Raw genomic sequence first — 24,021 nt, forward strand, 5'->3', positions numbered from 1 at the left:
AGATTATTTATAGGTAGTTTTTATACCCAGTTTTTTCATCTTTGAATACAATGTTTGTGCGGATATTTTGAGGACCTCCGCTGCGCCCATATCACCCGACACACGGCCGTTGCAGGCTTTCAGCACTTTCAGGATATGGGCCCTTTCCATCTCTTCCATCGTTTCCAGCTTTTCAGCGGTGTGCATGAGCGCCGTTTGGGAGGTGGGGATTTCTATCGAATTGATTTGTTCTCCGTCTGCCAGGATAAACTGTCGTTCTACCAGGTGTTCCAGTTCACGGATGTTGCCGGGCCAGTCATGCTGTTCAAGTGTTTGCAGTACTGTTTCATTCATGCCGGATATTTTTTTGCCGGCGTTGTCTGATAGTTTTTTCAGGAAATAAAGGGCCAGCGGGCGAATATCTTCTTTGTGCTCGCGAAGTGGCGGGAGCGCAATGGGAAATACGTTGAGCCGGTAGTACAGGTCCAGCCGGAATCTTCCTTCGGCCACTTCTTTCTCCAGGTTTCTGTTGGTGGCGGCAATCACGCGTACATCTACTTTGGTGAGCTGGCCACCACCCAGCTTTTCGATCTCTTTTTCCTGTAATGTACGCAGCAGCTTCACCTGTGCTTCCAGTGGAAGTTCTCCGATCTCATCGAGAAAGAGCGTGCCGCCATGTGCCTGTTCAAATTTTCCGACACGTTTCTGCACCGCGCCGGTGAAGGCGCCGCGTTCATGGCCAAACAGCTCGGATTCCAGCAGGGAGATCGGTAGCGCTGCACAGTTGACGGTAATGAAAGGTTTATTTTTCCTCAGCGAGTTTTTATGGATGGCCTGGGCAAAACGTTCTTTCCCGGTACCGCTTTCGCCGAGCAACAATACAGATGTGTTGGTAGGTGCCACTATCCCTGCCTGCTCCTGTGCTTTTTTCATCGCAGTGCTGCTGCCGATGATATCCGGGTCCAGCGTTGTTTCTGCGGGCACGGTGAGCGTCTCTTCTTTTATCATACCGGTTTCCACGCCGTGGCGGTAACGGGCGATATCGAGCATCACAAAAAGATCGCGCTCCCGGAAAGGTTTTACCAGGAAACCATAGGGCTGGGTGGCCTTGGCGGCTTCCAGTGTTTGTTGGTTGGTATTGGCAGAAATATAAAGGAATGGTATCCGGCGCTGCAACAGTTCTTTCGCCAATTCAATACCACTGGTGGGCGTTTTCAGGATGATGTCCAGCAACACCCAATCGGGCCGTTTTTGTGCAATCAGTGTTCTGGCCTGTTCCACGGAAGCGGCAATTCCGCAAACATCATAGCCGCCTTTGACCAGCATCATTTTCAGGTCATTGCCCACGATGAATTCATCTTCTACGATCAGTATTTTTTCTTTGTCAGCCATAATTTTAATTAACCTGATTGATCGATCTTATTAAAAAGAGCACTTGTATGGAAACACCATCCGGGCTGCTTTTTATTTGAAAAGAACCTTCCAGTTGTTCAGCCAGTCCTCTCATGAGGCTCATGCCCAGCGATGGTGATTCTTCAGGAATAAAGTTGTCCGGGAGCCCTGCACCGTCATCTGTAATTGTCAGCAGGCAGTATTGTGTGCCGTCTTTTTTGAATGTTATGGCCACAGCACCATTACGGTCACCGGGGAAAGCATACTTGATGGCATTGCTCACGGCTTCATTCAGGATCAGTCCCAGCGGAACGGCCTGCACTACGTCCAGTAGAATGACTTCACTGTCGATGCAGAAAGTGATCTTTGGACCGGTATCGAAACTTTCCTCCATAAACCCGGTCAGTTCCCTGATGTACCATTGCATATCGATAGCGCCGAGGTTGTCAGTATGATAGAGCCGTTGATGGATCAGCGACATGGCATACATACGGTGTTGGCTGTTCTTGATGGCAGCGATGGCATCGGCGTTATCGAGGTACCGCGACTGTGTGTTCAACAGGCTGATGATGATCTGGAGGTTGTTTTTCACCCGGTGATGTATTTCTTTCAGCAGCCATTCTTTTTCATCTACCAGTTTTTTCAGCAGCTCATTCTGTGCGTTGATGGCTTCCTGCTGTTTCTCCAGCCGGGAGGTGGTTTTTTTCTTCAGCCGGTACCTGTTGTACAACAGCGCGAGGATGAGCAGCAGCATGCAGATGCCACCCATGACTACATTACGGAATACCTTCTCTTTTTGTAAGGAGACTTCCTGTAAGGTGCTTTTCTGTGTCAGCAGTTCAATGTCTTTGTCTTTTCTTTCTGTCTCGAATTGTAGCCGGAGCACATCGAGTTGTTTGCTTTGGTTGATGCTGGTAACAGAATCGGATAACTGTTTATAGCGCTGAAAGTGCGCTATGGCCCCGGAAAGATTACCCAGTGCGGAGTCGGAACGGAAAGCCAGCAATGCTGCTTCTGCCTGTCGTACCAAGCCTCCTTGGAACTCTTTTACGTGTTGTTGATATGCGTTGAGATATTGGGCTGCATCGCGGAAATGGCCAGTTTCCTGCAGATAGAAGATCACCGCCAACCGCATCGCCTGGGTAAATACCGGGATTTCGCTGCCGGTCTCCAGTAGTTTTTTTAATTTCTCATAATGCGGTGTGGCTTTAGGCAATGCCCGTAATGCGATATAATCTCTCAGGTAGCCAATCTCAATTTGTATTATTTCGTGGGCCTGGGGGGCGGAGTGCAGCCTTTCCACTGAGCGTAAAGTATCCAGGCTTCTGTTGTATTCTCCCCGGTTCCGCAGCGCATCAGAGATGTTTAACAATAAAGCTTTGACGGTGCCGGTATCGTGGAGATGTCTTGCATGGGCAAGTGCTTTATCAAAATAATCGAGTGCCTGATCGTAGTATTGCACGCCGTAGTAGTTCAGTCCGGCACGGTTGTAGATGGTGGTCATCAACGGCCCCTGTTCGTTGAGTTTCTCTGCTGTTTCCACTGCCAACAGGTTGTAACGGAGTGATTGTACAAAGTTATTGGTGCCTTGGTAGGCTCCTCCGATCACAGAGTACAGGCCCTGTAATCTTTGGTAACCATTTTCTTTGTAGATGGACAAGGCTTCCTGTAGTACGCGCAAAGCACCGTCATAGTCTTTGTTCAGCTGCATGAGGTCTCCGATGAACTCTTTTAGCTGAGCCGCAGACAGTTTATTTCCGTTTTTCAGGTAGATGTCTGCTCCCTGTTGGTACAATGCGATTTTACGGGGAAGGTCTTTAGGCTCATTGGAGTAGGTGCCACCCAATTCAATAACCGCCTGGGCTTTCTCCCTTACAGTACCATATTGCGTTAGTAATTGCAGCGCTTTTTCACTGCTCGCTCTTCCCTGGTCGGCATGCCCGGATTCACGGAAGGCCTTGGCCCTGAGCAATTTGCTCAGACCAAGGCCCCTTGGATAATTGATTTGCCGGCTAAGGGCTTCCATCTGGTCGGCCATCCGGAAAGCCATATTCATGTCTTCTTCCCGTGATTCGGGCTTATCGAGGAAAGCTTCGCCCACGCGTAGCATGCGGGCAATGGTGGCCGTATCGGCTTTACCATCCCGGAGCAGCACGCGGGCGTTGTTCGTGTCTGTATCTGACTGTGCCAGTATATATGCCGGTATCAGCAGGTACAGGAGTAGCAGTACCTGCCGCCGGGAGTCGATCATGAATTGAAGCATAGGTTACCCTTCTTTTGGCGCGGACATTTCTCCCTGCAGGTAACATATCACGATGGCCACACCGGGCAGGATGATGGCGCTCAGCCCTATCCACCGGGCAACAACAGCGCCGATGATACAGCCGGCGAGAAACCCGCCAATGGTGACAGTTTGCTTTTTAAGGCTGGACACGGATATTTCATTGCCCAGCTTGCCTTTCCGGATAACGTTACCCAGGTCCAGCGCAGCTTGTGTGACATTTCCCGTCATCATGGTGGTAGGGCCATGGGTCTCCTTGGCAAAGAGCTTCCCGAAGGCATTCTGTAAGCCCATACCCAATACTGTGACCATGACAATAAGATAGGTTACCGGTTTTTCTTCCAGAGATGTTAATATCGGTAGGAAAAAAGCAGCTATTCCGCAAACCGTCAAAATTATGCCTTCTGCCAGTAAAATGCGGTATTTTTTTGCTGATTTTTCTGCCAGCCATCCCCCGGCCATGACTGCTATCACAAATACGGGAAAAGTGATCAGTTTAATCCAGGCGGTGGCGCTGGTACTACCGGAGGATACCTGCGCGGCAAACACGATGAAGTTACCGGTAACATGCGCGGAGAAAATGGAATCGCCGGACACAAAGGTGGCGGTATCACAATAGCCTGCTACCCATGCCAGCAGGAAGGTGACCCAGTTAATACTATGTTGTTGTTCTGTCATACCGGTTATCTGTTTAGATGAACAATTTATTCCAGATGTGCCCTGAGCATCCAGGCCATTTTCTCGTGTGTTTCCATCAGCCCTGTGATATAATCACTGCTGCCGGCATCGTGCAGCGCGGTGGCGTAGCCATTGATGTTTTCCCGTAGATGGATAAGGATGCTTTCATGATCGTGCAGGAGGTCTTTGATAAACCCGGTGCTGTCATTTTTCTCCCTCGTCATTTCTGTGAGATGGGTAAGGGCCAGGAATTCTTTGAGTGTAGCCGGCGGAAAATGCCCCAGTGTACGGATACGTTCTGCTATGCCGTCGATGATCTCGTCCAGTTGCTGGTATTGACTTTCAAAGAACAGGTGTTTGCTGTGAAAGTCGGGCCCTGTTACGCACCAATGGGCTTTCCGTGTTTTGGTATACAGTATAAATTCATCTGCCAGCATTTTGCCCAGCGAATGGGATACGGTGGCCAGGTGTTCCTGTTTGATGCCGATATTGGCTTGCATGTGTTGAAAATTTAGAATAAGTGAGATAAGTATTGTACGTCTATGGAATAGCGGCCAGGCCCCAGTACCAGCAACAATAAAAGAGATAATGTGTACATATAGGGAACGTCCCGTACTTCGGCACTGTCTTTACGATGTACCACAAAATAACCGATGGCGGTCACGCTGATGGTTGGGAGAACGGCCAGCCGGGTGAAAAGCCCCAATGCCATCAGGAACGGCACGACCGTATCGGCGAAGGTGGCGACCAGCCCGTTCAGCTTTTCAGGCAGATGTAAAGGGTTGGGAACATGTTCCTTTTGCCCGTTTTCCAAACGGAATTTTTTCATGCCGTGCACACGGAATAACTCCAGTGCGAGCAGTACGCGGAAGGCCAGCAATGCGTAGTTGTTGAGCATACTGCCGGCATCCGAATACAGTATATAACTGATGATCTCGTTCATAAAAAATATTTAGAAAGCAAAACAGGAACATCCGAAGACACCCCAGAATGCGGTGTAATTGTTGACGGGAATATTGCTAAGCCGTGCCGTGTTGTGATCATGGCCATGCACATCGCAGCTGCCTGCACAACAATGTACCTGACTGGTTACGGCGGCAGCAGGATTGGGTTTTATGATGCTGCTTTTCGTAGCGGAGTAATAACCACCAAACTGACTAACCGGCGACCAGTCGGGAAGAACGGGAATAGGTGCGGGAGAGAAATGAGAAAATTCATCGCTTCCATATACAATTTTTCCGGCTACGATAGTCAGGATGGATTCGATATGTTTGATCGCTTCTTCCTGTACTTCAAAATAATCGGCGTCCAGCACGGCCAAATCGGCCAGCTGTCCGGTTTTGATGCTCCCTTTGATATCCTGCTCGCTGGAGAACCATGCACTTCCTTTGGTATATAATTCAAGCGCTGTTTCCCTGCTTAATTTGGTATTGTCATCATATAACTGCTGGCCGCCTACAGTTTTGCCGGCAGAGAGCCAGTAGAGCGCTACCCATGGATTGTAGCTGCTCACCCGGGTGGCGTCTGTACCTGCGCCTACGGGCACGCCTGCCTGCAGCATCCGTTTTACCGGCGGTGTGTGTGCCGCTGCTGCTTTACCATAACGATCGGTAAAGTATTCACCCTGGAAAGCCATTCTGCTCTGCACGGCAATACCGCCGCCCAGGGCCTTTACCCGGTCGATGTTCCGTTCATCGATGGTTTCCGCGTGGTCAAATATCCAGTGTAATCCGTTGAAAGGAATGTCCCTGTTCACTTTCTCAAATACGTCCAGGAAGCGGGTGATGCTTTCATTGTAAGTGGCATGTAACCGGAATGGCCAGCGGTTTTCCACCAGGTGGCGTACTACCTTCTCCAGCTCTGCTTCCATGGTCTCCGGCAGGTCTGGCCGGGGTTGCAGGAAATCCTCAAAATCAGCAGCAGAGAATACCAGCATTTCACCGGCGCCGTTGTGCCGGTACATGTTGTCCCCCTGATGAAGTTTGACAGTGCTCGTCCAGTTTTTAAAATCTTCCAGTTCCTGTTTAGGTCTTTGTGTAAAAAGATTATAGGCGATGCGTACCGTGAGTTGTTGTTTTTGATGCAGTTCACTGATCACCTGGTAGTCGTCGGGGAAATTCTGAAATCCGCCACCGGCGTCGATCACACTGGTGATACCAAACCTGTTCAGCTCCTTCATAAAGTGACGGGTGGAATTGACCTGATGTTCATAAGACAACTTAGGTCCTTTGGCCAGTGTGGAATAGAGGATCATGGCGTTGGGACTGGCGAGGATGAGTCCTGTAGGCTCTCCTTTGCTGTTCTTTTCAATGACGCCGCCGGGAGGAGCGGGTGTGTCTTTGGTGAATCCCACAGCACGAAGAGCGGCGCGGTTCAGCAACGCCCGGTCATACAGGTGCATGATGAAAACAGGCGTATCCGGTGCGATGGCGTTGATTTCTTCCAGTGTGGGCATTCTTTTTTCCGCAAACTGGTGTTCGGTCCATCCGCCGACAACCCTTACCCACTGCGGAGAAGGGGTGATGGCTACCTGCTTTTTCAGCATGGCCAAAGCATCGGAGAGAGAAGGAACACCATCCCATCTTAATTCAAGATTATAATTCAGGCCTCCGCGAATGAGGTGGATGTGGGAATCATTGAGGCCGGGAACAACACATTTCCCTTTAAGGTCTATTTGTACCGTCCCTTCCTCGCCATATTGCTGAAGGATGGTGTTGTCGTCGCCTACCGCCACGAACTTGCCGTCGCTGATGGCAACAGCCGTAGCCCGGGTGTTGGAAGGGTCTATGGTGTGTATCTTTCCGTTATAGAGAACGATATCAGCTTTTTTATTCATGCGGGTATTTTTAATGGTTAAAGGATGCAATAGCTTCTTTGATACCTTCTCCGGCAGTTTCAAAAAATGCGGGTCCTGCCAGCAAGGTGGCTTTGGTCATCGGTTTCGCCGGAGAGAGGTGTTGCTTTTGCAGGTAGAGTTGTGTACGCCATGCATTGATGATGCCTCTGGTGACATTGCCGGCTACCAATGCTGTCGGAGAGTCGATGCCTGCATCTTTGATATCGCTGGCAAAAGAGAAGCCGGTCACACCAATGCGGGTAGCTTCACGAAGGGCTACTGCACCTATGTTGATCATCATGTCTGCATTGAATTGATGACGATCACCCAAACCGATCAATAGCAGTCGGGGTGCTTTCATGGCGCCTTTAGGAGGTGTGATGAGTAATGTTTCCAGGTAATGGCCTGCAAATTTTCCGCTCTTTCTTAATTCGGTGATCTGCCCTTTGAGTGCATGGTCGAGGTGTACCATTCCATTGAGCGCGGCTGGTAATGCCGGAGGATTGAAGATGTCTCCTTCTGTGTATTCAAACACGCAGGCTACCTGCAAAGGGGCTACAGCGGCGGAAGGGCCCTGTACCAATCCGATGATGGACATACCGTCTATTTTACCCCAGACTTTTGCGGTGCCAACAGGCGTTGTTTTGTTGGTGCTGTCAGTATGTTGGCCAACAAGTGTAATGGCGTGCAGAAAAAGAAAGGAGGCACTTACCATCATGATGAGTGTTCTGCGACAGTGGGTAGTGAATGTTTTGTTCATGGTTTATCGTTTTTTGCATGCTAGAATTTTACACTGACTCTGGTGTTGATAAACAGGCCATCTCTGGGTGTGGCGATCACATCCCGGATAAAGGCACCTGTTTTGAAATATTGAAAGCCGCAGTTGAGTGAAATAAATTTGTTCATACTGTACACGAAGCTGGCGAGATAAGCGGTGCCGATATGTCTTTCAGAAGAGGAGGCGCCGGATAAATTGAACCCTCCGCTTGGCCGGTAAATCCCATCCTGAAGCGAGTATCGCCAGTTGAGCACTACATCCGCCTGTGCCAATATCTTCTTACCGATATTGACAGTGGCATAGGGGTGTAAGTCTATCAGGTTTACAGGACCGATCTGTGGGCTGAACCCGAAGTACCCGCCTTTAGGATAAAGCGGATTAAAAGACTGAAGATGGCCATCTCCTTTATTCCGGTCTCCGGAGATATAGTCATTACGCAGACTGATAGCAGGTTTTCCGGGGATATTTTCAAACAGGTAGCCAGCCTCGACGGATGCGGTCCAGGCATTGATACGACCGTTGCCAAAGGAACCAAACTGGTACGCCGCTTCAAGGTTATAGATGAAGCCGCTGCCGTACCGCCATATCCGGGTGCCTGCGGTATGACGCAATTCCTTGTTGGCTCCTTCTTCAAATAAGGAACGGTCACGTTTAATGCCGATGTAATACACATCGATATTGGGGAAGGCAGGAATGTTGATTTTGCTGTATAGTCCCCAGAGGTTTACTGCTTTGCTGGATTTGTTATCGAAAGCACCTGTATTGATGGTATCGGCCATCATTACAAATCCGTCGATACTCCAGCGGGCAGTGTTGTACATCAGTTTGGCCCCATCGAAATATAACCTGAGATTAGGGCCTTCTCTTACAGAGATCAGTCTGCCGCTGCCGTAGTCCAGTTCCTGCCTGCCGGCGCGAAGTGTTAGTTGTTGTGCTTTATTTTTGATGATAGCGGCATCGATGAAGAGGTTTTGTATGTTCAGGTTATCTTCATCAATAGCGCGGGGACCATTTTTCCTGCCGCTTTCCCAGGCGCTTCTTACCTGTGCGAAAATCCTGAACCGCTCATGCAGATGGAGGTCTGCATGCAGGTCATAACGCTGTAACAGAAAGCTGTTGTACCCAATGCCCAGCCTTCCCCAATCTTCGTTGTTAAAATCGACGTATTCCATTCTGGCCGCACCGCCGAATGAAACATAGGCGTTACCGTCTTTGGATAAGCTGGTGTATTTTATTTTCCGGTAGAAGTTCCGGGTAGAGTCTTTCAGGCCCGAATAGTCTTCATCGAAGCGCATCAGCTTAAAGTTCTGCCCTGCTGTCCTGGAAACGGATGTAAGACATGTAATAACAAGTACGGCTAAACGAACGAAACGGGAAAGGCGTTTTGAAGGCAATTGGAATAGGTTTAAAACTGATGGATTAGTGTTGCAGCATGTGGTGAGCATAATGGATACCGATACCATAAGCGCCGCCGTATTTTTTCATCAGATCAGTAACAGGCTTATAGGTTTCCTGGCGGGCCCAGTCACGCTGCAGTTCCAGCAGGTATTGAATGGCCGTCATCGGTTTTACGCCGGCATGCACCATTCTTTGTACGGAGCGTTCGTGTGCTTCGGCACTCACATCGCCGCAGGCATCGGTGATCACAAATACGTCATAACCTTCTTCGAGGGCTGACAGGGCGGGGCCTACGATGCATACGCCTGTCCACAGACCGGCCAACACCAGTTTCTTTTTGCCTTTGCCAACAATAGCTTTGTAGGCAGCTTCATCTTCCCAGGTGTTCATGGAAGTGCGGTCGATGTAACCGGAAGTTGCCTGTGGATAAAACTCTTCGATCTCAGGAAATACAGGGCCGGAAAAAGATTGTTCTGCTACAGTGGTCACTACAGTCGGCACATGGAAGATCCTGGAAGCGCCCGCAACGATGGCGGCGTTGGTCCGAAGTTCGCTCAGGGCAATACTTTTGGTGGCAAAACCCATTTGGCCTTCAAAATCGATCAGGACCAGCGCATGATTGTCGGGAGACAGTAAGTTGGATGATGGTTTCATTTGTAAAATAGTTTGCGCCAGTGAGTCAATTCAAATGCCTGTTTGTAAATCGTTGATATATAATTAGTTGTTTGTTTTTAGGTAGATGGGGTCTTTACGGTATTTCGTAGAATTATGAAAAGAAGAAAAAAACATTGACAGAAAAAGCCCCATTTGCCGTCGCAGGCAAATGGGGCTTGTGATATCATTTGGGCATAAATCAGTTGCCGGACACCTGCTGTGCTGCTTCAGCAATAACAGCCGCTACTTTCTGTGGCTGGGACACATACACCGCGTGACTGCCTTTGATTTCGGTGATTTGTGTATTGGAGCGTGTGTACATATTCCGTTGTATATCGGGGTTGATGCTTTTGTCTTCCGTGGCCACGATGCCGAAGGTGGGTTTGTTTCTCCAGGCAGCCGCGGAGATAGGAGAAAGGAAACATTCACCATAAAACGCACCCTGTGATGCATACATGAACGCTGCTTCTTCCTGGCTCAGGTCTGCACAGAAACCAGCATGGTATTTAGCTTTGTCATAATACACGATGCCTTTTTCATCCGGAGGCAGTACACCGTTTTCAGGGGCTGGCGGTGCTGTCTGGAACCACTGCAAAGCAGATTCATTGTTATCCGGCTGGAACGCTGCGATGTATACCAGTCCGGCTACCTTAGGGTGATTGCCGGCCTCGGTGATAACAGCGCCTCCCCATGAGTGGCCGGCGAGAATGGCCGGGCCATCCTGTGCATCCAGTGCCAGATGGGTAGCAGTCACATCGTCTTTTAAAGAAGTCAGGGGATTTTGTACAACAGTCACCTGGTAACCTTGTTGGGTAAGGGCTTCATATACACCTTTGTAGCCGGAGCCATCTGCGAATGCACCATGTACTAAAACGATGTTTTTTACTGCGGGGAGGTTTGTTTGATTTTTCATGTTATTAGATTTTTTGAAGTTTTTTGTTTCGTTGTTAACAATACAAAGGTGCGGCAGAAAATGGAGCGCGTTTATGAGTGGATTGCCCGGTGTGTTGTAATTATTTCCCTTTTTAAGAGCCTTCGCTTCATTTTGGCTACAATGTTCGGTAGTCGGGCTACATCCGGCAGCGGGCTGCAGCCGAATTTTGTCTCACAAAACAAAATAAGATCACATGAACACAACAAATCAGACGATCTCTTCTAACAGCATAGTGACGAAGAAAGTTTCCTTTACATCAGATGGTATAAAGATAGCGGGCAACCTTTATCTCCCTGCAACGGTGTACACAGCTCCCCGCCCGGCGATCGTGGTAAGCCACCCCGGCTCAGGCGTAAAAGAACAGGCTGCAGGCCTGTATGCCCGGCTGCTGGCAGAGCGTGGCTTCGTTACCCTGGCCTTTGACGCCGCCTTTCAGGGTGAAAGCGAAGGGCTTCCCCGGGGTCTTGAAAACCCTTCCCAGCGAATAGAGGATATTAAATCAGCTGTTTCATTCATCAGTACGCTGCCTGAAGCGGATGCCGGCAGAACAGGCGTATTGGGTATCTGCGCATCGGGAGGCTACGGTATCATGGCGGCTGCAACCGATCACCGGATCAAGGCCGTGGCAACTGTCAGCGGCGTGGATATCGGACGGATGTTCAGAAATGGAGCCGACGGAAAACAAAGCCCGGAGGTGATACAAAAGATGCTGGACCTCGCCGCGCAGGACAGGCGCGCCGTGGCCGCCGGCAATGAGGTAGGTACTTTCCCGCTTTTCCCGGAAACGGAAGAACAGGCAAAAGCACAGGGACGGTATGCTTATGAAGGATGGAAATATTATTGCACCAGTCTGGGGCAACATCCACGTTCTGCCAAGGCTTTTGTCTGGAGTAGTGTTGAACGTATTGCGGGCTTTGATGCTTTTCGTATTGCGGATATGATCGCACCGCGGCCGCTATTGATCATAGCAGGTGCTGAGGCAGACACATTATGGATGGCGCAGGAAGCATTCTCTGTTGCAAAAGAGCCTAAAGAGCTCTTTATTATTGACGGCGCCTCTCATAAAGATCTTTACCATCAAAAAGAAGCAGTGATGCCAGCGGTTAATAAACTGGAACACTTTTTTAACTCAAAACTGTAACGCCGTTTCGCCAGTCTCCTTGTTATACAGGAGACTGGCAAATATTGTAACTTTAAATATGACGCAGATGGAATCCGCTCCTCATCAGATAAACACGATTTCAGAATTACACCGGCTACTGGGGCTGCCTAAACCGTTGCATCCCATGGTGAGCCTGGTGCGTAACTGTGATGTTCATCTCCTCCGGGAAGAATTTCCGCAATCACTTTTCCTGAATTTTTATAAGATCTCTTATATGGGAAATCTTCATGGAAAAGTGAAATATGGACAAAGTTATTACGATTTTGACGAAGGAGGGATGGTATTTGTAGCGCCGGGGCAACTGCTCACCGCGCCAACTGACGCCGATGAATATGAAGGCTTCAACCTGTTTGTACATCCCGATTTCCTGCAGGGGTATCCGCTGGCAGGCGCTATAAAAAAATACCACTTCTTTACCTATGCCACCAATGAAGCGCTGCACCTGTCAGATAAAGAAAAGAAGACTGTCCTGTCTGTCTTCGGTATTATTGAAGATGAATTAAATGAGCGGATTGACGATACTACGCAGGATGTAATTATCGCGCAGATAGACCTGTTGCTTCATTACAGCAACAGATTTTACAAGCGGCAGTTCGTGACCCGGAAAATCATCAACCATGATCTGTTGACAGCACTCGAAAAACTGCTGGACGATTATTTCAACACTGAAACAGCCTTGATGCAGGGACTGCCTACAGTGCAGTACCTGGCAGGGCAACTACATGTTTCATCTCATTATCTAAGTGATATGCTCCGGTCCCTGACAGGACAAAGCGCACAACAGCATATACATCGTAAAGTGGTGGAGAAGGCCAAAGAGATGTTGTCTACCAGCAAGCTGTCCGTTGCGGAGATAGCTTATAATGTTGGGTTTGGACACCCACAGTCTTTTAATAAACTATTTAAAAGCAAAACAAAACTATCTCCGCTGGAATACAGGCAGGCATTTAACTGAAAGTAGCCATCATGCTCATCACCGATTCAATGACGCCACTAGCATATACCTTTGTCCGTTCTACCTTGAACCGTTTTTCGAATGCCTTCCCCGAAAACAGGGATCTGCCTTTGCCTAAAGCTACCGGCATGATATGCAGGGTTATTTCGTCAATCAGATCATGTTCCAGCATAGCTGCATTTAGTTCTCCACCGCCAATGAGCCAGATGTCTTTTCCCGGTTGGCTTTTCAGTTGTTGTACAAAACCGGGAATATCTTCACCATGTACGAACGTAACATGCGGTGCAGCTGGTCTTTCGCTACGGGTGAACACATAGTTGGTATGATCAGGATGTGGATAAGTCTCTGCCAGTTGCAGGATATGTTCATATGTTTTGTAACCAAGCAGGGTGGTGTCGGTGGTGGGGAGGAAATCCGCAAAGCCGTAGTCTGTTTTTTCGGGATTCGGAAATCCGGTCAACCATTCAATTTGTCCGTTGTTGTCGGCAATGTAGCCATCCAGGCTGATGGCGATGTACAGTTTCACTTTGCGCATAGTTTTTATCTTTCTTGCTGCAAAAATGTAACAATGCCGGCAGGGAAAATTGTATAAAATTTTCCGATCTTTCGAAGTAGATTTCGCCGGCTTATTGAAAGCCTGCGGCATGTCAGACCAGACCTTTGCCCTCTGGCATTCCCGCGGCCTCTTTATGTATGATGAATAGCATTAGGAAACGAAACCTGCACGCGCCCCGCCTGCACCGCTTTCTTATATTGCAGCGGCGTTATGCCGGCAAAGGATTTAAACACCCGGATAAAATGCGCCTGATCGTAGAAGCCGTTGTCATAAGCCACATCGGTGAGCGGCAGATCAGGGTTATGCGCTATCTGCGCCAGCGAGGCATTAATCAGCTGTAGCTGAATATATCTTTTAGGCGTACTGCCTACCACTTGTTGAAATTGTTGTATGTATTTTTTGGGAGACACCTGTTCCGCTTGTTGCAACGACCGAATGTGACCGCGGGAGAGACTCGTATGGTTGCTGACATCGGTGACGGCCGTTGGTACGGGAAGGGGACGCGCCTGCGCCAGCAGAAAACGTTCCAGCGTTTTCAGTTTTTCTGCCGGTAAGGGTTCATGCTCCAGCTGTGCTATCAGCTGGTCGGTATAAGGCCCCCACAGCCGGTAGCCGGGCAACGGTCCATCATGCAGCATGGCAGCCGAAAGACCAAACAACCTGTATAACCCGAAAGGCTTGAACAGAATACCGATCGCTTTGTAATGGCCGGACACCCTGGTCACTACGGGGCCGGAGAGAATACCGGACACGCCTCCGCCACGGTCGTAGGCATATGCCTCCTCGCCGGGTGGTGTCATCGTGAAATCTCCACCAAGATTGATCACCAGTTCCTGGTGCAGAAAAGGGATATTGAAGGTTGATTGTTGCAGGTCCTGAGATTCGTGGTACCAGTAGTAATCAATCGCTTCATTCAGTTCCGCACAAGGCTTTAGTACCGTTGCATTTGTCACCAGTGTTTCAGTTTTTTGATGTAGGCGGTCAGCTCGTTGGCCATCAGCTGATGTTGGGCCAGGTCGGGATGGCCGCCGCAACCGCTTTGGTATTTTCTGCTGTAAAAATACCTGCTCACCTTTTTGTCCTGCATAGCAGCTACCACAGCGGTGATGTACCGTTGCAATATCGGTGAAAAAGCCGGATCTGCCATGGGGCTGTCGATACATACAATGCTGGCTGCCGGATAGTATGTCCTCAGCCGCTTCAGAAACGTCACATAAGCCTGACAGAAACGGGTGGAATCTTGCGGGCCATCATTTTCACCCAGGGTGACCGCCACCAGGTCGGGCTGGTAGTTGGCAAAGTCCCATGGAATGGAATCGCGGTGCATATTGACTTTATCAAATACCTGTGGCATCGTATGCGGCATGCCACAGCAACTTTGGATCAGCCCGATGCCGGAAACAGAGCTGAGCTGCCATTGGGCATTGAGCTTGCGGGCTGTCAGCGGACCGTAACTTTTCCAGGCATTGTGCTGATCATACCATTGGCCCTGTCCGCACGGTATGGAAGACTGATCACTACCGGAGCCACAGGTGATGGAATTACCGATGAATTCAATTTTTCGTACAGGCGATACCGGTAGTGGCAGAAGCTCCTGGCAACGCAGGCCGGCGAATTCTAAATAACCGATACCGGCTTCCGTGTTTTTACAGATGACGATGGTATGCGGTCCATCGTTTAATCCCTGATGCAGGCGGATCGTATCACTTTTGCCCAGCAGCTGTTTATGGATAGGCGCCTTGTTATCGATGACAATGGACACATAGTTATGATTGGTGCCGTACAACATTTCATCGTTCAGCACAATCTCGCAGCGCGGGCCTCTGAAGCGGGCCGTCACATATACGCCGGGAGCCCAGAAACGGGGCGTGGCAGGAGCGGAGAAGTCGATGCGCCCAACATACTGGAAATAGCCGTTGTCAGCAGGGTAGAAGGTATCAGCGTGACTGTTTTGCCACAGCAGGCAGCTCAGGAACAGGACAAGGATTTTATACACGGGCGCTAAGTTTAGGGGATGCTTTATATTTGCGGTTGCGGTTACACCGTAAATTTAGCATTACCGGCCGAATTTTCAAACATGGGTGATATTACAACAACAAAAAGGCAGCCTTACTGGCGCCTCCTGCTATTGTCCTTTAAAGATGCCTATCAGTCTTTGCAGGCTAATGATCCGTTGCGGCTGGCAGGGGCAACTGCCTTTTTCACCACGTTTGCTTTACCGGCCATCCTCGTGATCCTGATACAGTTGCTGCGCCTTATTTTCCGGATGGAGCATCCGGGACGTCGGTTGTCCCAGCAGATGGAAGCGCTGTTTGGCATTGAAACAGCCGAGGCGATTGTACAAACCTTACGGGCTTTCCGGAGCATCGCACAAAACTGGCTGATTGGCATTGTGGGATTTCTTTTCCTGCTGTTTGTAGCCACCACCCTGTTTAAGATCATCAAAGGTTCTATTAATGAACTGTGGAAGATAAAGGCCGTTCACCGGGCGAGCTTCAGCCGGATTATGCTGTCGCGGCTGAGAGGGGTATTGGTGATTTTCTTCGCGGGACTGCTGTTCCTGATAGATGTAGTCGCGGAAGCAGCCCAGGCTTTCCTGGGAAAATACATCAGCATTTACCTGCCTGCATTGGCGTCTTATTATAACAGCACCCTTAACTACGTACTGTCGGTGCTGATCGTCACCATCTGGTTTTATCTCGTTTTTTATTTTATCCCCGATGGGCGGCCACGTCTGAAACCCGGGATGGTAGGCGCACTGGTGACCGGCATTCTTTTCAGTATCGGGAAAATCGTATTAAAAGTGCTGCTCACCTACAGCAGTATCAATACGTTGTATGGCGCATCGGCATCTACGGTGCTGTTGCTGCTGTTTATGTTTTATTCTTCTATTATCTTCTATTTCGGGGCCGCCTTTACAGACGCCTGGTCAACACATATCGGCATGCCTATCCGCACCTCCCAGCATGCGGCGCACTATGAGCTGAAAACCGCTGAAGACAAACCGTCCGTATAACCGGATAACAAATTACCGTAATCAGATAAATAAGTATTACAGAAAATGTAATTTGTGGGAATAGTTTTGCCTGATAGTAACTGCCAGCTTTATACCCACGTTATGGACAACCAAATTACGCTCAAGGAAAAAATCGGTTATGGTTTTGGCGATATGGCTTCCTCTATGTTCTGGAAGCTGTTCGGCATGTACCTGTTGTTTTTTTATACCGATGTGATGGGAATCACAGCGGCTGCTGCGGGTACCATGTTCCTGGTTACCCGTATCTGGGACACGCTTTTTGATCCGGTGGTGGGGGCCATGGCTGACCGCACCTCCTCCCGCTGGGGTAAGTTCCGCCCCTACCTGTTGTACATGGCGATACCCTTCGGTGTTATCGGGGTGCTCACTTTTACGACGCCTGCGTACAGCGCTTCCGGTAAACTCATTTACGCTTATATCACCTATTCGGCCATGATGATGATCTATTCGCTGATCAATGTGCCTTACGCATCATTGCTGGGCGTTATTACACCGGATGGCCGGGAGAGGAATACGCTGGCCTCTTTCCGCATGGCGTTTGCCTTTGGCGGCAGTCTGCTGGCGGTAGCGCTGATAGAGCCGCTGGTAAGTATCTTCAGCGAAAATGAGAACCCGCAGCGCGGCTGGCAGCTGGGCGTGGCAGTGATTGCCCTGATTTGCGTACAGCTGTTCCTGTTATGTTTTGCATGGGTGAAAGAAAGGGTACGACCAGCCTTTGTGCAATCGGCCTCGCTGAAAGATGATCTCCGCGACCTCTGGCAAAACCGGCCCTGGTGGATATTGCTCGGCGCCGGCGTGGCGGCGCTCATTTTCAATTCTATCCGCGATGGCGCCACCCTGTATTACTTTAAATATTTCATTCAGCAGGACGCTGCTTTCCAGCTGGGCAATACCAAAGTGACGTATTCCACGCTTTACCTGCTGATAGGCCAGGGGGCTAATATATTGGGCGTCGTACTGGCGTCACCGGTAGGTAACCGTATCGGGAAAAAGAACACCTATCTTTTGGCGATGGTGATCGCTTCTGTAGGCAGCATCGCGTTTTACTGGCTGCAGAAAGAGCAGCTGGTGCTTATCTATGTGTTTCAGCTGATCATCAGTGTGTGCGCGGGGATCGTTTTTCCGCTGTTATGGTCGATGTACGCCGATATTGCTGATTATTCCGAATGGCGGAATGGCCGTAGGGCAACAGGCCTTATCTTTTCCTCTTCTTCTATGTCGCAGAAGTTTGGCTGGACGCTCGGCGGAGCGCTTACCGGCTGGCTGCTTGGCTATTTCGGCTTTCAGGCCAACAGTATGCAGGAACATGCCACCCAGCAAGGGATCGTGCTGATGTTAAGCTGGTTGCCGGCAACGGGTTCCTTATTGTCTATTCTTTTTATCATTTTATATCCCTTGTCGGAAAACCGTACGGCCCTTATCAGCAAAGAACTGGCTGTCCGCAAACAACAACTCAACTGATGATACAGCAAGTATTAAAACAGGAATTACAAACCGAATTACATCGTATTCTGCACTACTGGATGAAGTTTCTGCCGGACGAACAGCATGGCGGATTTTACGGGAAGGTAGGCAATCACAATAACGTTGATGCGCTGGCTCCTAAAGGAGCCGTGCTGAATGCCCGCATCCTGTGGACCTTCTCGGCGGCTGCTAACTTTTTGAATGATACATCATTACTGCCCATGGCACACCGCGCGGAAAACTGGTTCAGGGAACACCTGCTGGATAATGAGCATGGTGGCGTATTCTGGACAGTAGATCATGTAGGTCGTCCACTGGAGACAAAAAAGCAGGTGTATGCCATCGCCTTTGCGATCTACGCCTACAGCGAATATTACCGGGCTACGAAACAACTGGCAGCGATGAATGTGGCAATCCGGTTGTATAAAGATTTGCAACAGTATGCTTATGACCCACAGCACGGCGGTTATTTCGAAGCGTTTACGCATGACTGGAAACCATTGTCAGATCAGCGTCTCAGTGAAAAGGACGCCAATGAGAAAAAGACCATGAACACACACCTGCATGTGTTGGAAGCTTATGCCAGTCTCTATGGCATATGGCCGGACAGGACGCTGAGAAAGCATATCCAGGAATTACTACAGCTTTTCCGTGACCGGATCATTGATCGTAAAAGCGGGCATCTGCATTTATTCTTTAACGAACAATGGAAGGTAAAAGGACAGCTGGTGTCTTATGGTCACGATATAGAAGCCAGCTGGCTGTTGTTGGAAGCAGCACATGTTATTAACGATCCGGATCTGATCTATGACTTTGAAGCAATGGCGCTGAAAATGGCTCTGGCAACGGAAGAAGGACTTGCCCGCGATGGCGGGTTATGGTATGAATATGAGCCGTCTACGCAGCACACCGTAACAGAAAAACACTGGTGGCCGCAGGCGGAAGCCATCGTGGGATTTGTAAATGCCTGGCAGCTGCAGCCTGCAGGCCGGTTCCTGCAAAGGGCCTATGACTGCTGGAAGTTTACAGAAACACATCTGCTGGACAAAATGAACGGCGAATGGTACTGGGGGATTCGGGAAGACGGCTCCATCATGGAAGAAGATAAAGCCGGACTGTGGAAATGCCCGTATCATAATGCACGGGCCTGTATGGAGATTATGAAACGTTTATAATATTTATGGAAATCATCCGGCGTTTATAATATAAATCCCGAAACCCATAAACCCAGGGCTAAAGCCCTGGGCTACGATGTTGTTCAGATTCGTTAATCAAAAAGATCCGGTATTAAAGTGAGAAGGGTTACTTCATCAACATCGTTACCCGGGCTAGGATCTTTATCCAGCCAGGTTTAACCAGAAACTTCGGTATTAAAGCCAGATGAGATACCTGAACAACATCGTAGCCCAGGGCTTTAGCCCTGGGACCCGGATGATGGGTGCACGATTCATTTCCAGATATCAATATTTAAATACGCTCCGTGTAGTTTGAAATACCCCGTCGCTCACCTGTATGAAATACATGCCTCCCGGCATGGCGGTGAGATTAAAGTTTGCCTCAAGCGTAGTGGCATCGGCAGGCAGCACGGTAGCTGCTACCTGGTGTCCTTTGGCGTCGAGCACAATAAGGCGGTATGATTTATTCTTTTTATCAGTCAGTTTCACTTTGAAAGGCCCTGTGGTGGGGTTAGGATACACGTTGACCGGCACTTCCTTCGCGGTGGTGGCCATCATGCTGGTCTGTTGTTCAAACAGTTCCCATTCTGCCAGCTGCGTACCTGTGTCACCGTTATTGGAGGTGATATTGAGGCGGTAGTAGCGGTAGGCGGTAGTGTTGGTGCAGGTGTATGCCTTTGTCAGTCCACGTGTAGCGAAGGTTTCATTGGAGCGGCTGTCGATGGTGGCCCAGGTGATGGTGTCATTGGAGCCTTGCAGTGTCCAGTTTTTAGGATCGCGTGCGGGCACGTCGTTGGCGGAAGTCAGCGTGTACTTGGTCACTTTAGCGGGCGCGGTTGACTTATACTGCACCCACAGCGCTGTTCTGCCACTGCGGAAGTATTTGGTAGCGGTATTGTTATCTATCAGGCTGGGGATGTCTTCTGAAGGTTTGGTGGTGTTCGGGTATTGACCGGTAATCACGCCACCGTTGTCGGTAATGTCTACCAGCTGTGTAACGGGAGGGGTGGAGTTGGCGTTGTAGCCCACCATGGAAGGCTGGAGGATAACGGCGGTAACAGGATCGGTGGACACCTGGTCGGCGCCGGCATCCAGCGGGGAGGTACGGGGCTGGCCATCCATATCGAATTTCACGTCCGGATAAGCAGCGGTAGCTGCGCCGATGGCCGGGCTGCCGGATTGCAGGTGGAAAGTGCCGGTAGTGTCACGGGCAACCAGTGGGTTGGCGGTCACATAACCACCGCTGGGGATGGCGCCGGCACTGGTGTTATAGATGATATTGCCTTTCCAGGTGGGATTGGTATATGGACCAGCGATAGAGGCTGCATTGCTGCCGCCCTGGATGATGTTGTAGGCTACGTTGGTGTAGGTAGCACCCAAGCCATTGGTACGGCCGGACTGTGTGATGTTGCTGGTATTATTGACAAGTGTGTTGAAGGCTACCAATACACGGTCGGGGCGGTCGTGGCAGGTGAGTGGTGCGCCGTCGGCCACTTCGCCGTCGCCATTGCCGATGTTGATAGCGGGATTGCAGTTTTCGAAGTGATTGCTATAGATCACGTGGTCATCACCGAAGATGCGGATGCCTGGTGTGTTGATGAAATAGTTGCCATACACTTTACATTTATTGCCATGCCTTAAAGTGAATTGGGCGGGGCAATCGCGGATGGTATTGTACCGCAGCGTTACAGCCGATGCTTTCACGGAGATCATTTCATTTTCACCGGCGCATTGTTCAAAGAGGTTGTATTCCACGATGCTGTTGCTGGAAGACATGCTGTAGCCGCTCAGGCCAAATTGAAATGTTTCAATGCCGTTGCCGGTCTGTGGTTGCTGGTCGAGGAAGTAGTTGTGGTGTATCCACAGGCTTTCAGCGATCTGGCTGCCGGTGCCGCGGATGGCCAGGAAGCGGCCCATCGCATTTTTATGCTGGAAGGTGTTATAATCTACTTCATGATTTTTGCCGGCGATGGTCAGGTTTTCTCCGTCACCCGGTGTTTCGAAGATGTTGCGGGTAAAGCGGCAGAAAGAAGTGCCGCTGCCTGTTTTAGCCTTGCTGGCGCTATGGGTGAATTTAAACCCCTGGATGATGATGTATTGGGCCGGACTGGCGACGTTGAATCCGCCGGTGCCGGCGATGGTAACACCTGCCACTGATTGCGCTTTGATGGTGATGGGCTGGGCCGCCGTTCCTTGTTTGGTGATGGAGATATCAGCCGAAGCGGTGTAGGTGCCGTTGGCCACGATGATCACATCTCCGGGATTGGCGTTGTTGATGGCTGTTTGCAATGCCGACAGGGATGTCACCGTGGTTTGGGCGGTGGATGCCTGCATGACTGTCAGCCAGCATAGTACAAGCAGGAAGAGTAATTTTTTTCTCATGTGGAATGTTTAAAGGGTGGTTATAGGAGGTGACTGGGTTGAGTAAAGCCGGGCTAAAGGTCTTTCAGGATAACTAACGGTCTTCATTTATGCAATCGTTTGCATTGCAAGAAAGGAAAAAAACTCTGAATAAAAAAAACTGTTTTTTAAGTACTTCCTGCTGAAGTATTTAGGTACTTTTAGGTGAAGTTATACTGCATGGAAACGATTGACTACAAACTGGAAGCGGCCAAAAAGGCTTTGACGTATGTGCGTGAAGGGTATACCGTGGGACTGGGTGCCGGCAGCACCATTGCACACCTGGTAAAGGAAATAGCGGCAGTTCCGGCGCTACGGGAAAGCATCTCCGTGGCAACAGCCTCTTTTAATACCCGGCTGCTATTGCAGGAATATGGTTTTACTATTAGAGAAACGGCTTCCATGGCGCAGCTGGATATCCACTTCGATGGGTGCGACCAATTCGACCGTGGCCTCAACGCCTTGAAAAGCGGGGGAGGCGTACATACCCTCGAAAAGCTGCTGGCCGCCATGACGCAACAATTCATACTGATAGGCGACGGCTCCAAGTATGTGGAAAAGCTGCTGCCTACGGTGCCGGTGGTGATTGAACTCATCCCGGACGCGCTGTCTTTTGTGCAACAGGCCTTGTTACGCCTTTACCCTGACGCCCGTCCGCAACTGCGGCTTAGCAACAAAAAAGATGGTGCGGTCATTACCGAAAGAGGCAATCTGCTGATCGACATCTGGTTCACAGCATTTCCCCCGGTTGCAGAAATTAATCCACAGTTAAAAGCCATACCCGGCATACTGGAAACATCCCTGTTTTACCAAATGGCCCATGAAGCCATCATCGCCGGTAAAAACGGGGTAACGGCAGTATATCCTGAAAGATAGATCAGTCTGTCTTATCTTTGCATAATGAAGCAGAAAAGCAGTGATCCCCGTCAGCGGTTGCTCGATACCGCTACTGATCTTTTTTACCGGCAAGGTTACCATGCTACCGGCATCAACCAGGTGCTGCAGGAAGCAGGGGTGGCGCGCGCCAGCCTGTACCTGCATTTTACTTCCAAGGAAGCTTTGCTGGAAGCCTTCCTGGAATACCGGCACAACTACTGGTTCAATGCGCTGAAAACCTTCACGGAAAAGCCTTCCAAGCCCAGGGAGAAAATTCTCGCGGCCTTCGATTTCCTGCTGGACATCAACGAAAAAGAAAATTACCGGGGATGCGCCTTTCTGAATATTCTCTCCGAAATCACAGAACAGGATGGGGAAGCCCTCCGCATTATCCGCGATCATAAGAAAGATCTGCGCGCGTATTTTTCTGTTATCCTCAACAAAGAAAAACAACTGGTGCAGGACCACATATACCTGCTGTTTGAATCTGCCATGGTGGAAAGCCAGTTGTATGCCAACCAGTGGCCGGTGCAGGAAGCCAGGAAGATGGCAGCTGAATTACTGTAGCCCAGGGTTTCAGCCCTGGGACTTTAGTTTTTGTTCTACCAGCAATGCATGCAGCACCTCTGTGGAAAGACCATGCAACGTAAGCCGGAAGGCAGCTCCATAGGTAGGCAGCGGAATCATGGGATGTTTGTTGTTCAACGCTACCAAGCGCTCGGGGCAGTCCATGATCGTGGCCGCATACAAACCAATCACTTCATCCAGCTGCAACGAATTGGAGGCTCTCCAGAAATCACTGTCGGTCAGGAAAAACTGGTACACCGGCGTGAATATCTCGATGGCGGTAGACAAATCAATACAATTACTCCACTTGTCACGGAAAGGCTCAAAGGGCAAAGGTCCGGTACTGATAGCGCTGAAATCAGGCTGCTCCACCTGCGTGATGGTCTTGCCTTTTGCTTTTAGCGCATTGTTCAGGTTGATGATAAAGTTGTAGAGGTTGAGATCGTGATTTAAAAAAAGATCATCCTTCACGGCATTGACAGACACCGGTTTCAACGGATTCATGGGAATATCCTCAATATCCTTCACATTGTCTTTGATGAAACGCAATACTTCCGACCCCAGGTAAAAGTGGCGCAGGATAAGGAAATTGGCTTCCGGCGTGATACAATATTTCATGCCCCTGTACAGCCAGCGGTGCAACCGTTGCGGTGCGTTGATAACATTGGGCGCAATGGCTTTAAATATCTGCAACAGGATAATGCCCAGGCGGGCAAACACTTTCACAAAAGGATAGAGGAACTGTTTGGTCCTGCGGCTGGCGTCGTAGAGAAATGCTGCCTTGGCGTCCGGATTGAACGGGATACTGTTATCGAGAAACAGGGCGTGCCAATGGCTTGGGTCTCTCGGGTTGTTCTCCAGTTTTTCAAAATAAGTACTGTCTTTCATACAGAGATGAC

At 49.7% G+C, this 24,021-nt stretch carries 22 protein-coding genes; 7 read left to right on the forward strand and 15 right to left on the reverse strand.

Annotated elements, in window-relative coordinates:
* Positions 1-3 precede the first annotated feature (3 nt).
* From HHL17_RS32355 to HHL17_RS32400, 10 genes are all read right to left on the reverse strand, one after another.
* The gene (locus HHL17_RS32355; protein ID WP_169228930.1) at positions 4-1,371 is read right to left on the reverse strand and encodes a sigma-54-dependent transcriptional regulator; all 1,368 of its coding nucleotides are present in this window, start codon (positions 1,369-1,371) and stop codon (positions 4-6) included.
* 4 nt (positions 1,372-1,375) lie between these two features.
* Positions 1,376-3,634 carry a tetratricopeptide repeat-containing sensor histidine kinase gene (locus HHL17_RS32360; RefSeq protein WP_169228931.1) on the reverse strand — a complete coding sequence of 753 codons (2,259 nt, stop codon included), beginning with the start codon at positions 3,632-3,634 and terminating at the stop codon, positions 1,376-1,378.
* Between the two features lie 3 nt (positions 3,635-3,637).
* Entirely contained in the window at positions 3,638-4,330 is a 693-nt protein-coding gene (locus HHL17_RS32365; RefSeq protein ID WP_169228932.1) for a YoaK family protein, read from the reverse strand.
* A 26-nt stretch (positions 4,331-4,356) separates the two neighbouring features.
* On the reverse strand, positions 4,357-4,830 hold the full coding sequence (locus HHL17_RS32370; RefSeq protein WP_169228933.1) for a Dps family protein: 474 nt from the start codon (positions 4,828-4,830) through the stop codon (positions 4,357-4,359).
* Positions 4,831-4,841: 11 nt separating this feature from the next.
* The gene (locus tag HHL17_RS32375; protein ID WP_169228934.1) at positions 4,842-5,273 is read right to left on the reverse strand and encodes a DoxX family protein; all 432 of its coding nucleotides are present in this window, start codon (positions 5,271-5,273) and stop codon (positions 4,842-4,844) included.
* Between the two features lie 9 nt (positions 5,274-5,282).
* Positions 5,283-7,166, reverse strand: coding sequence for an amidohydrolase (locus tag HHL17_RS32380; RefSeq protein WP_169228935.1), 1,884 nt, complete (start codon positions 7,164-7,166; stop codon positions 5,283-5,285).
* Between the two features lie 10 nt (positions 7,167-7,176).
* The gene (locus HHL17_RS32385; protein WP_240976018.1) at positions 7,177-7,926 is read right to left on the reverse strand and encodes a M17 family peptidase N-terminal domain-containing protein; all 750 of its coding nucleotides are present in this window, start codon (positions 7,924-7,926) and stop codon (positions 7,177-7,179) included.
* A 20-nt stretch (positions 7,927-7,946) separates the two neighbouring features.
* Positions 7,947-9,338 carry an alginate export family protein gene (locus tag HHL17_RS32390; protein WP_240976019.1) on the reverse strand — a complete coding sequence of 464 codons (1,392 nt, stop codon included), beginning with the start codon at positions 9,336-9,338 and terminating at the stop codon, positions 7,947-7,949.
* Positions 9,339-9,363: 25 nt separating this feature from the next.
* Positions 9,364-9,996: a hydrolase gene (locus HHL17_RS32395; RefSeq protein ID WP_169228936.1), complete on the reverse strand. Its 633-nt coding sequence runs from the start codon at positions 9,994-9,996 to the stop codon at positions 9,364-9,366.
* 199 nt (positions 9,997-10,195) lie between these two features.
* Positions 10,196-10,909, reverse strand: coding sequence for an alpha/beta hydrolase (locus HHL17_RS32400; protein WP_169228937.1), 714 nt, complete (start codon positions 10,907-10,909; stop codon positions 10,196-10,198).
* 214 nt (positions 10,910-11,123) lie between these two features.
* Between HHL17_RS32400 and HHL17_RS32405 the strand changes: the two genes are divergently transcribed.
* Together HHL17_RS32405 and HHL17_RS32410 are read left to right on the forward strand one after the other, a co-directional pair.
* On the forward strand, positions 11,124-12,071 hold the full coding sequence (locus HHL17_RS32405; protein ID WP_206156242.1) for an alpha/beta hydrolase: 948 nt from the start codon (positions 11,124-11,126) through the stop codon (positions 12,069-12,071).
* A 58-nt stretch (positions 12,072-12,129) separates the two neighbouring features.
* Complete coding sequence (locus HHL17_RS32410) at positions 12,130-13,047, forward strand: helix-turn-helix domain-containing protein (protein ID WP_169228938.1); 918 nt, start codon at positions 12,130-12,132, stop codon at positions 13,045-13,047.
* Here the strand turns inward: HHL17_RS32410 and HHL17_RS32415 are convergent.
* The 3 genes from HHL17_RS32415 to HHL17_RS32425 all read right to left on the reverse strand — a co-directional run bounded on the left by HHL17_RS32415 (position 13,040) and on the right by HHL17_RS32425 (position 15,599).
* The gene (locus tag HHL17_RS32415; protein ID WP_169228939.1) at positions 13,040-13,582 is read right to left on the reverse strand and encodes a dihydrofolate reductase family protein; all 543 of its coding nucleotides are present in this window, start codon (positions 13,580-13,582) and stop codon (positions 13,040-13,042) included. The genes HHL17_RS32410 and HHL17_RS32415 overlap by 8 nt on opposite strands.
* 152 nt (positions 13,583-13,734) lie before the next feature.
* Positions 13,735-14,556, reverse strand: a complete 822-nt coding sequence (locus HHL17_RS33890; RefSeq protein ID WP_169228940.1) for a helix-turn-helix domain-containing protein — start codon at positions 14,554-14,556, stop codon at positions 13,735-13,737.
* A complete protein-coding gene (locus HHL17_RS32425; protein ID WP_169228941.1) occupies positions 14,553-15,599 on the reverse strand; it encodes an SGNH/GDSL hydrolase family protein in 1,047 nt (348 codons plus the stop codon). Before HHL17_RS32425 ends, HHL17_RS33890 begins: the two co-directional genes overlap by 4 nt.
* Before the next feature lie 81 nt (positions 15,600-15,680).
* Between HHL17_RS32425 and HHL17_RS32430 the strand changes: the two genes are divergently transcribed.
* The 3 genes from HHL17_RS32430 to HHL17_RS32440 all read left to right on the forward strand — a co-directional run bounded on the left by HHL17_RS32430 (position 15,681) and on the right by HHL17_RS32440 (position 19,279).
* On the forward strand, positions 15,681-16,619 hold the full coding sequence (locus tag HHL17_RS32430; protein ID WP_169228942.1) for a YihY/virulence factor BrkB family protein: 939 nt from the start codon (positions 15,681-15,683) through the stop codon (positions 16,617-16,619).
* Between the two features lie 102 nt (positions 16,620-16,721).
* Positions 16,722-18,101, forward strand: coding sequence for an MFS transporter (locus HHL17_RS32435; RefSeq protein WP_169228943.1), 1,380 nt, complete (start codon positions 16,722-16,724; stop codon positions 18,099-18,101).
* Entirely contained in the window at positions 18,101-19,279 is a 1,179-nt protein-coding gene (locus HHL17_RS32440; protein ID WP_169228944.1) for an AGE family epimerase/isomerase, read from the forward strand. Before HHL17_RS32435 ends, HHL17_RS32440 begins: the two co-directional genes overlap by 1 nt.
* 285 nt (positions 19,280-19,564) lie before the next feature.
* Here HHL17_RS32440 and HHL17_RS32445 read toward each other — a convergent pair whose 3' ends face one another.
* Positions 19,565-21,661: a chondroitinase-B domain-containing protein gene (locus HHL17_RS32445; RefSeq protein WP_169228945.1), complete on the reverse strand. Its 2,097-nt coding sequence runs from the start codon at positions 21,659-21,661 to the stop codon at positions 19,565-19,567.
* A gap of 198 nt (positions 21,662-21,859) precedes the next feature.
* On the opposite strand from HHL17_RS32445, the gene rpiA reads away from it, so the two are divergent.
* On the forward strand, positions 21,860-22,555 hold the full coding sequence (gene rpiA / locus HHL17_RS32450) for a ribose 5-phosphate isomerase A (RefSeq protein ID WP_169228946.1): 696 nt from the start codon (positions 21,860-21,862) through the stop codon (positions 22,553-22,555).
* A 24-nt stretch (positions 22,556-22,579) separates the two neighbouring features.
* A complete protein-coding gene (locus HHL17_RS32455; RefSeq protein WP_169228947.1) occupies positions 22,580-23,122 on the forward strand; it encodes a TetR/AcrR family transcriptional regulator in 543 nt (180 codons plus the stop codon).
* 9 nt (positions 23,123-23,131) lie between these two features.
* On the opposite strand, the gene HHL17_RS32460 is transcribed toward HHL17_RS32455, so the two are convergent.
* The gene (locus HHL17_RS32460; protein WP_169228948.1) at positions 23,132-24,010 is read right to left on the reverse strand and encodes a DUF6999 family protein; all 879 of its coding nucleotides are present in this window, start codon (positions 24,008-24,010) and stop codon (positions 23,132-23,134) included.
* Positions 24,011-24,021 lie beyond the last annotated feature (11 nt).

It is taken from the genome of Chitinophaga fulva (assembly GCF_012927205.1).
In the GTDB taxonomy this organism is placed as follows: domain Bacteria; phylum Bacteroidota; class Bacteroidia; order Chitinophagales; family Chitinophagaceae; genus Chitinophaga; species Chitinophaga fulva.

Bases quoted from the DNA above. Each gene is read 5' to 3' on its own strand.
- HHL17_RS32380 (WP_169228935.1), bottom strand. From the start codon at position 7,166: ATGAATAAAAAAGCTGATATCGTTCTCTATAACGGAAAGATACACACC.
- HHL17_RS32395 (WP_169228936.1), bottom strand. From the start codon at position 9,996: ATGAAACCATCATCCAACTTACTGTCTCCCGACAATCATGCGCTGGTC.
- HHL17_RS32415 (WP_169228939.1), bottom strand. From the start codon at position 13,582: ATGCGCAAAGTGAAACTGTACATCGCCATCAGCCTGGATGGCTACATT.
- HHL17_RS32375 (WP_169228934.1), bottom strand. From the start codon at position 5,273: ATGAACGAGATCATCAGTTATATACTGTATTCGGATGCCGGCAGTATG.
- HHL17_RS32385 (WP_240976018.1), bottom strand. From the start codon at position 7,926: ATGAACAAAACATTCACTACCCACTGTCGCAGAACACTCATCATGATG.
- HHL17_RS32365 (WP_169228932.1), bottom strand. From the start codon at position 4,330: ATGACAGAACAACAACATAGTATTAACTGGGTCACCTTCCTGCTGGCA.
- HHL17_RS32355 (WP_169228930.1), bottom strand. From the start codon at position 1,371: ATGGCTGACAAAGAAAAAATACTGATCGTAGAAGATGAATTCATCGTG.
- HHL17_RS32460 (WP_169228948.1), bottom strand. From the start codon at position 24,010: ATGAAAGACAGTACTTATTTTGAAAAACTGGAGAACAACCCGAGAGAC.
- HHL17_RS32370 (WP_169228933.1), bottom strand. From the start codon at position 4,830: ATGCAAGCCAATATCGGCATCAAACAGGAACACCTGGCCACCGTATCC.
- HHL17_RS32405 (WP_206156242.1), top strand. From the start codon at position 11,124: ATGAACACAACAAATCAGACGATCTCTTCTAACAGCATAGTGACGAAG.
- HHL17_RS32455 (WP_169228947.1), top strand. From the start codon at position 22,580: ATGAAGCAGAAAAGCAGTGATCCCCGTCAGCGGTTGCTCGATACCGCT.
- HHL17_RS32360 (WP_169228931.1), bottom strand. From the start codon at position 3,634: ATGCTTCAATTCATGATCGACTCCCGGCGGCAGGTACTGCTACTCCTG.
- HHL17_RS32435 (WP_169228943.1), top strand. From the start codon at position 16,722: ATGGACAACCAAATTACGCTCAAGGAAAAAATCGGTTATGGTTTTGGC.
- HHL17_RS32400 (WP_169228937.1), bottom strand. From the start codon at position 10,909: ATGAAAAATCAAACAAACCTCCCCGCAGTAAAAAACATCGTTTTAGTA.
- rpiA (WP_169228946.1), top strand. From the start codon at position 21,860: ATGGAAACGATTGACTACAAACTGGAAGCGGCCAAAAAGGCTTTGACG.
- HHL17_RS32440 (WP_169228944.1), top strand. From the start codon at position 18,101: ATGATACAGCAAGTATTAAAACAGGAATTACAAACCGAATTACATCGT.
- HHL17_RS32430 (WP_169228942.1), top strand. From the start codon at position 15,681: ATGGGTGATATTACAACAACAAAAAGGCAGCCTTACTGGCGCCTCCTG.
- HHL17_RS32410 (WP_169228938.1), top strand. From the start codon at position 12,130: ATGACGCAGATGGAATCCGCTCCTCATCAGATAAACACGATTTCAGAA.
- HHL17_RS32445 (WP_169228945.1), bottom strand. From the start codon at position 21,661: ATGAGAAAAAAATTACTCTTCCTGCTTGTACTATGCTGGCTGACAGTC.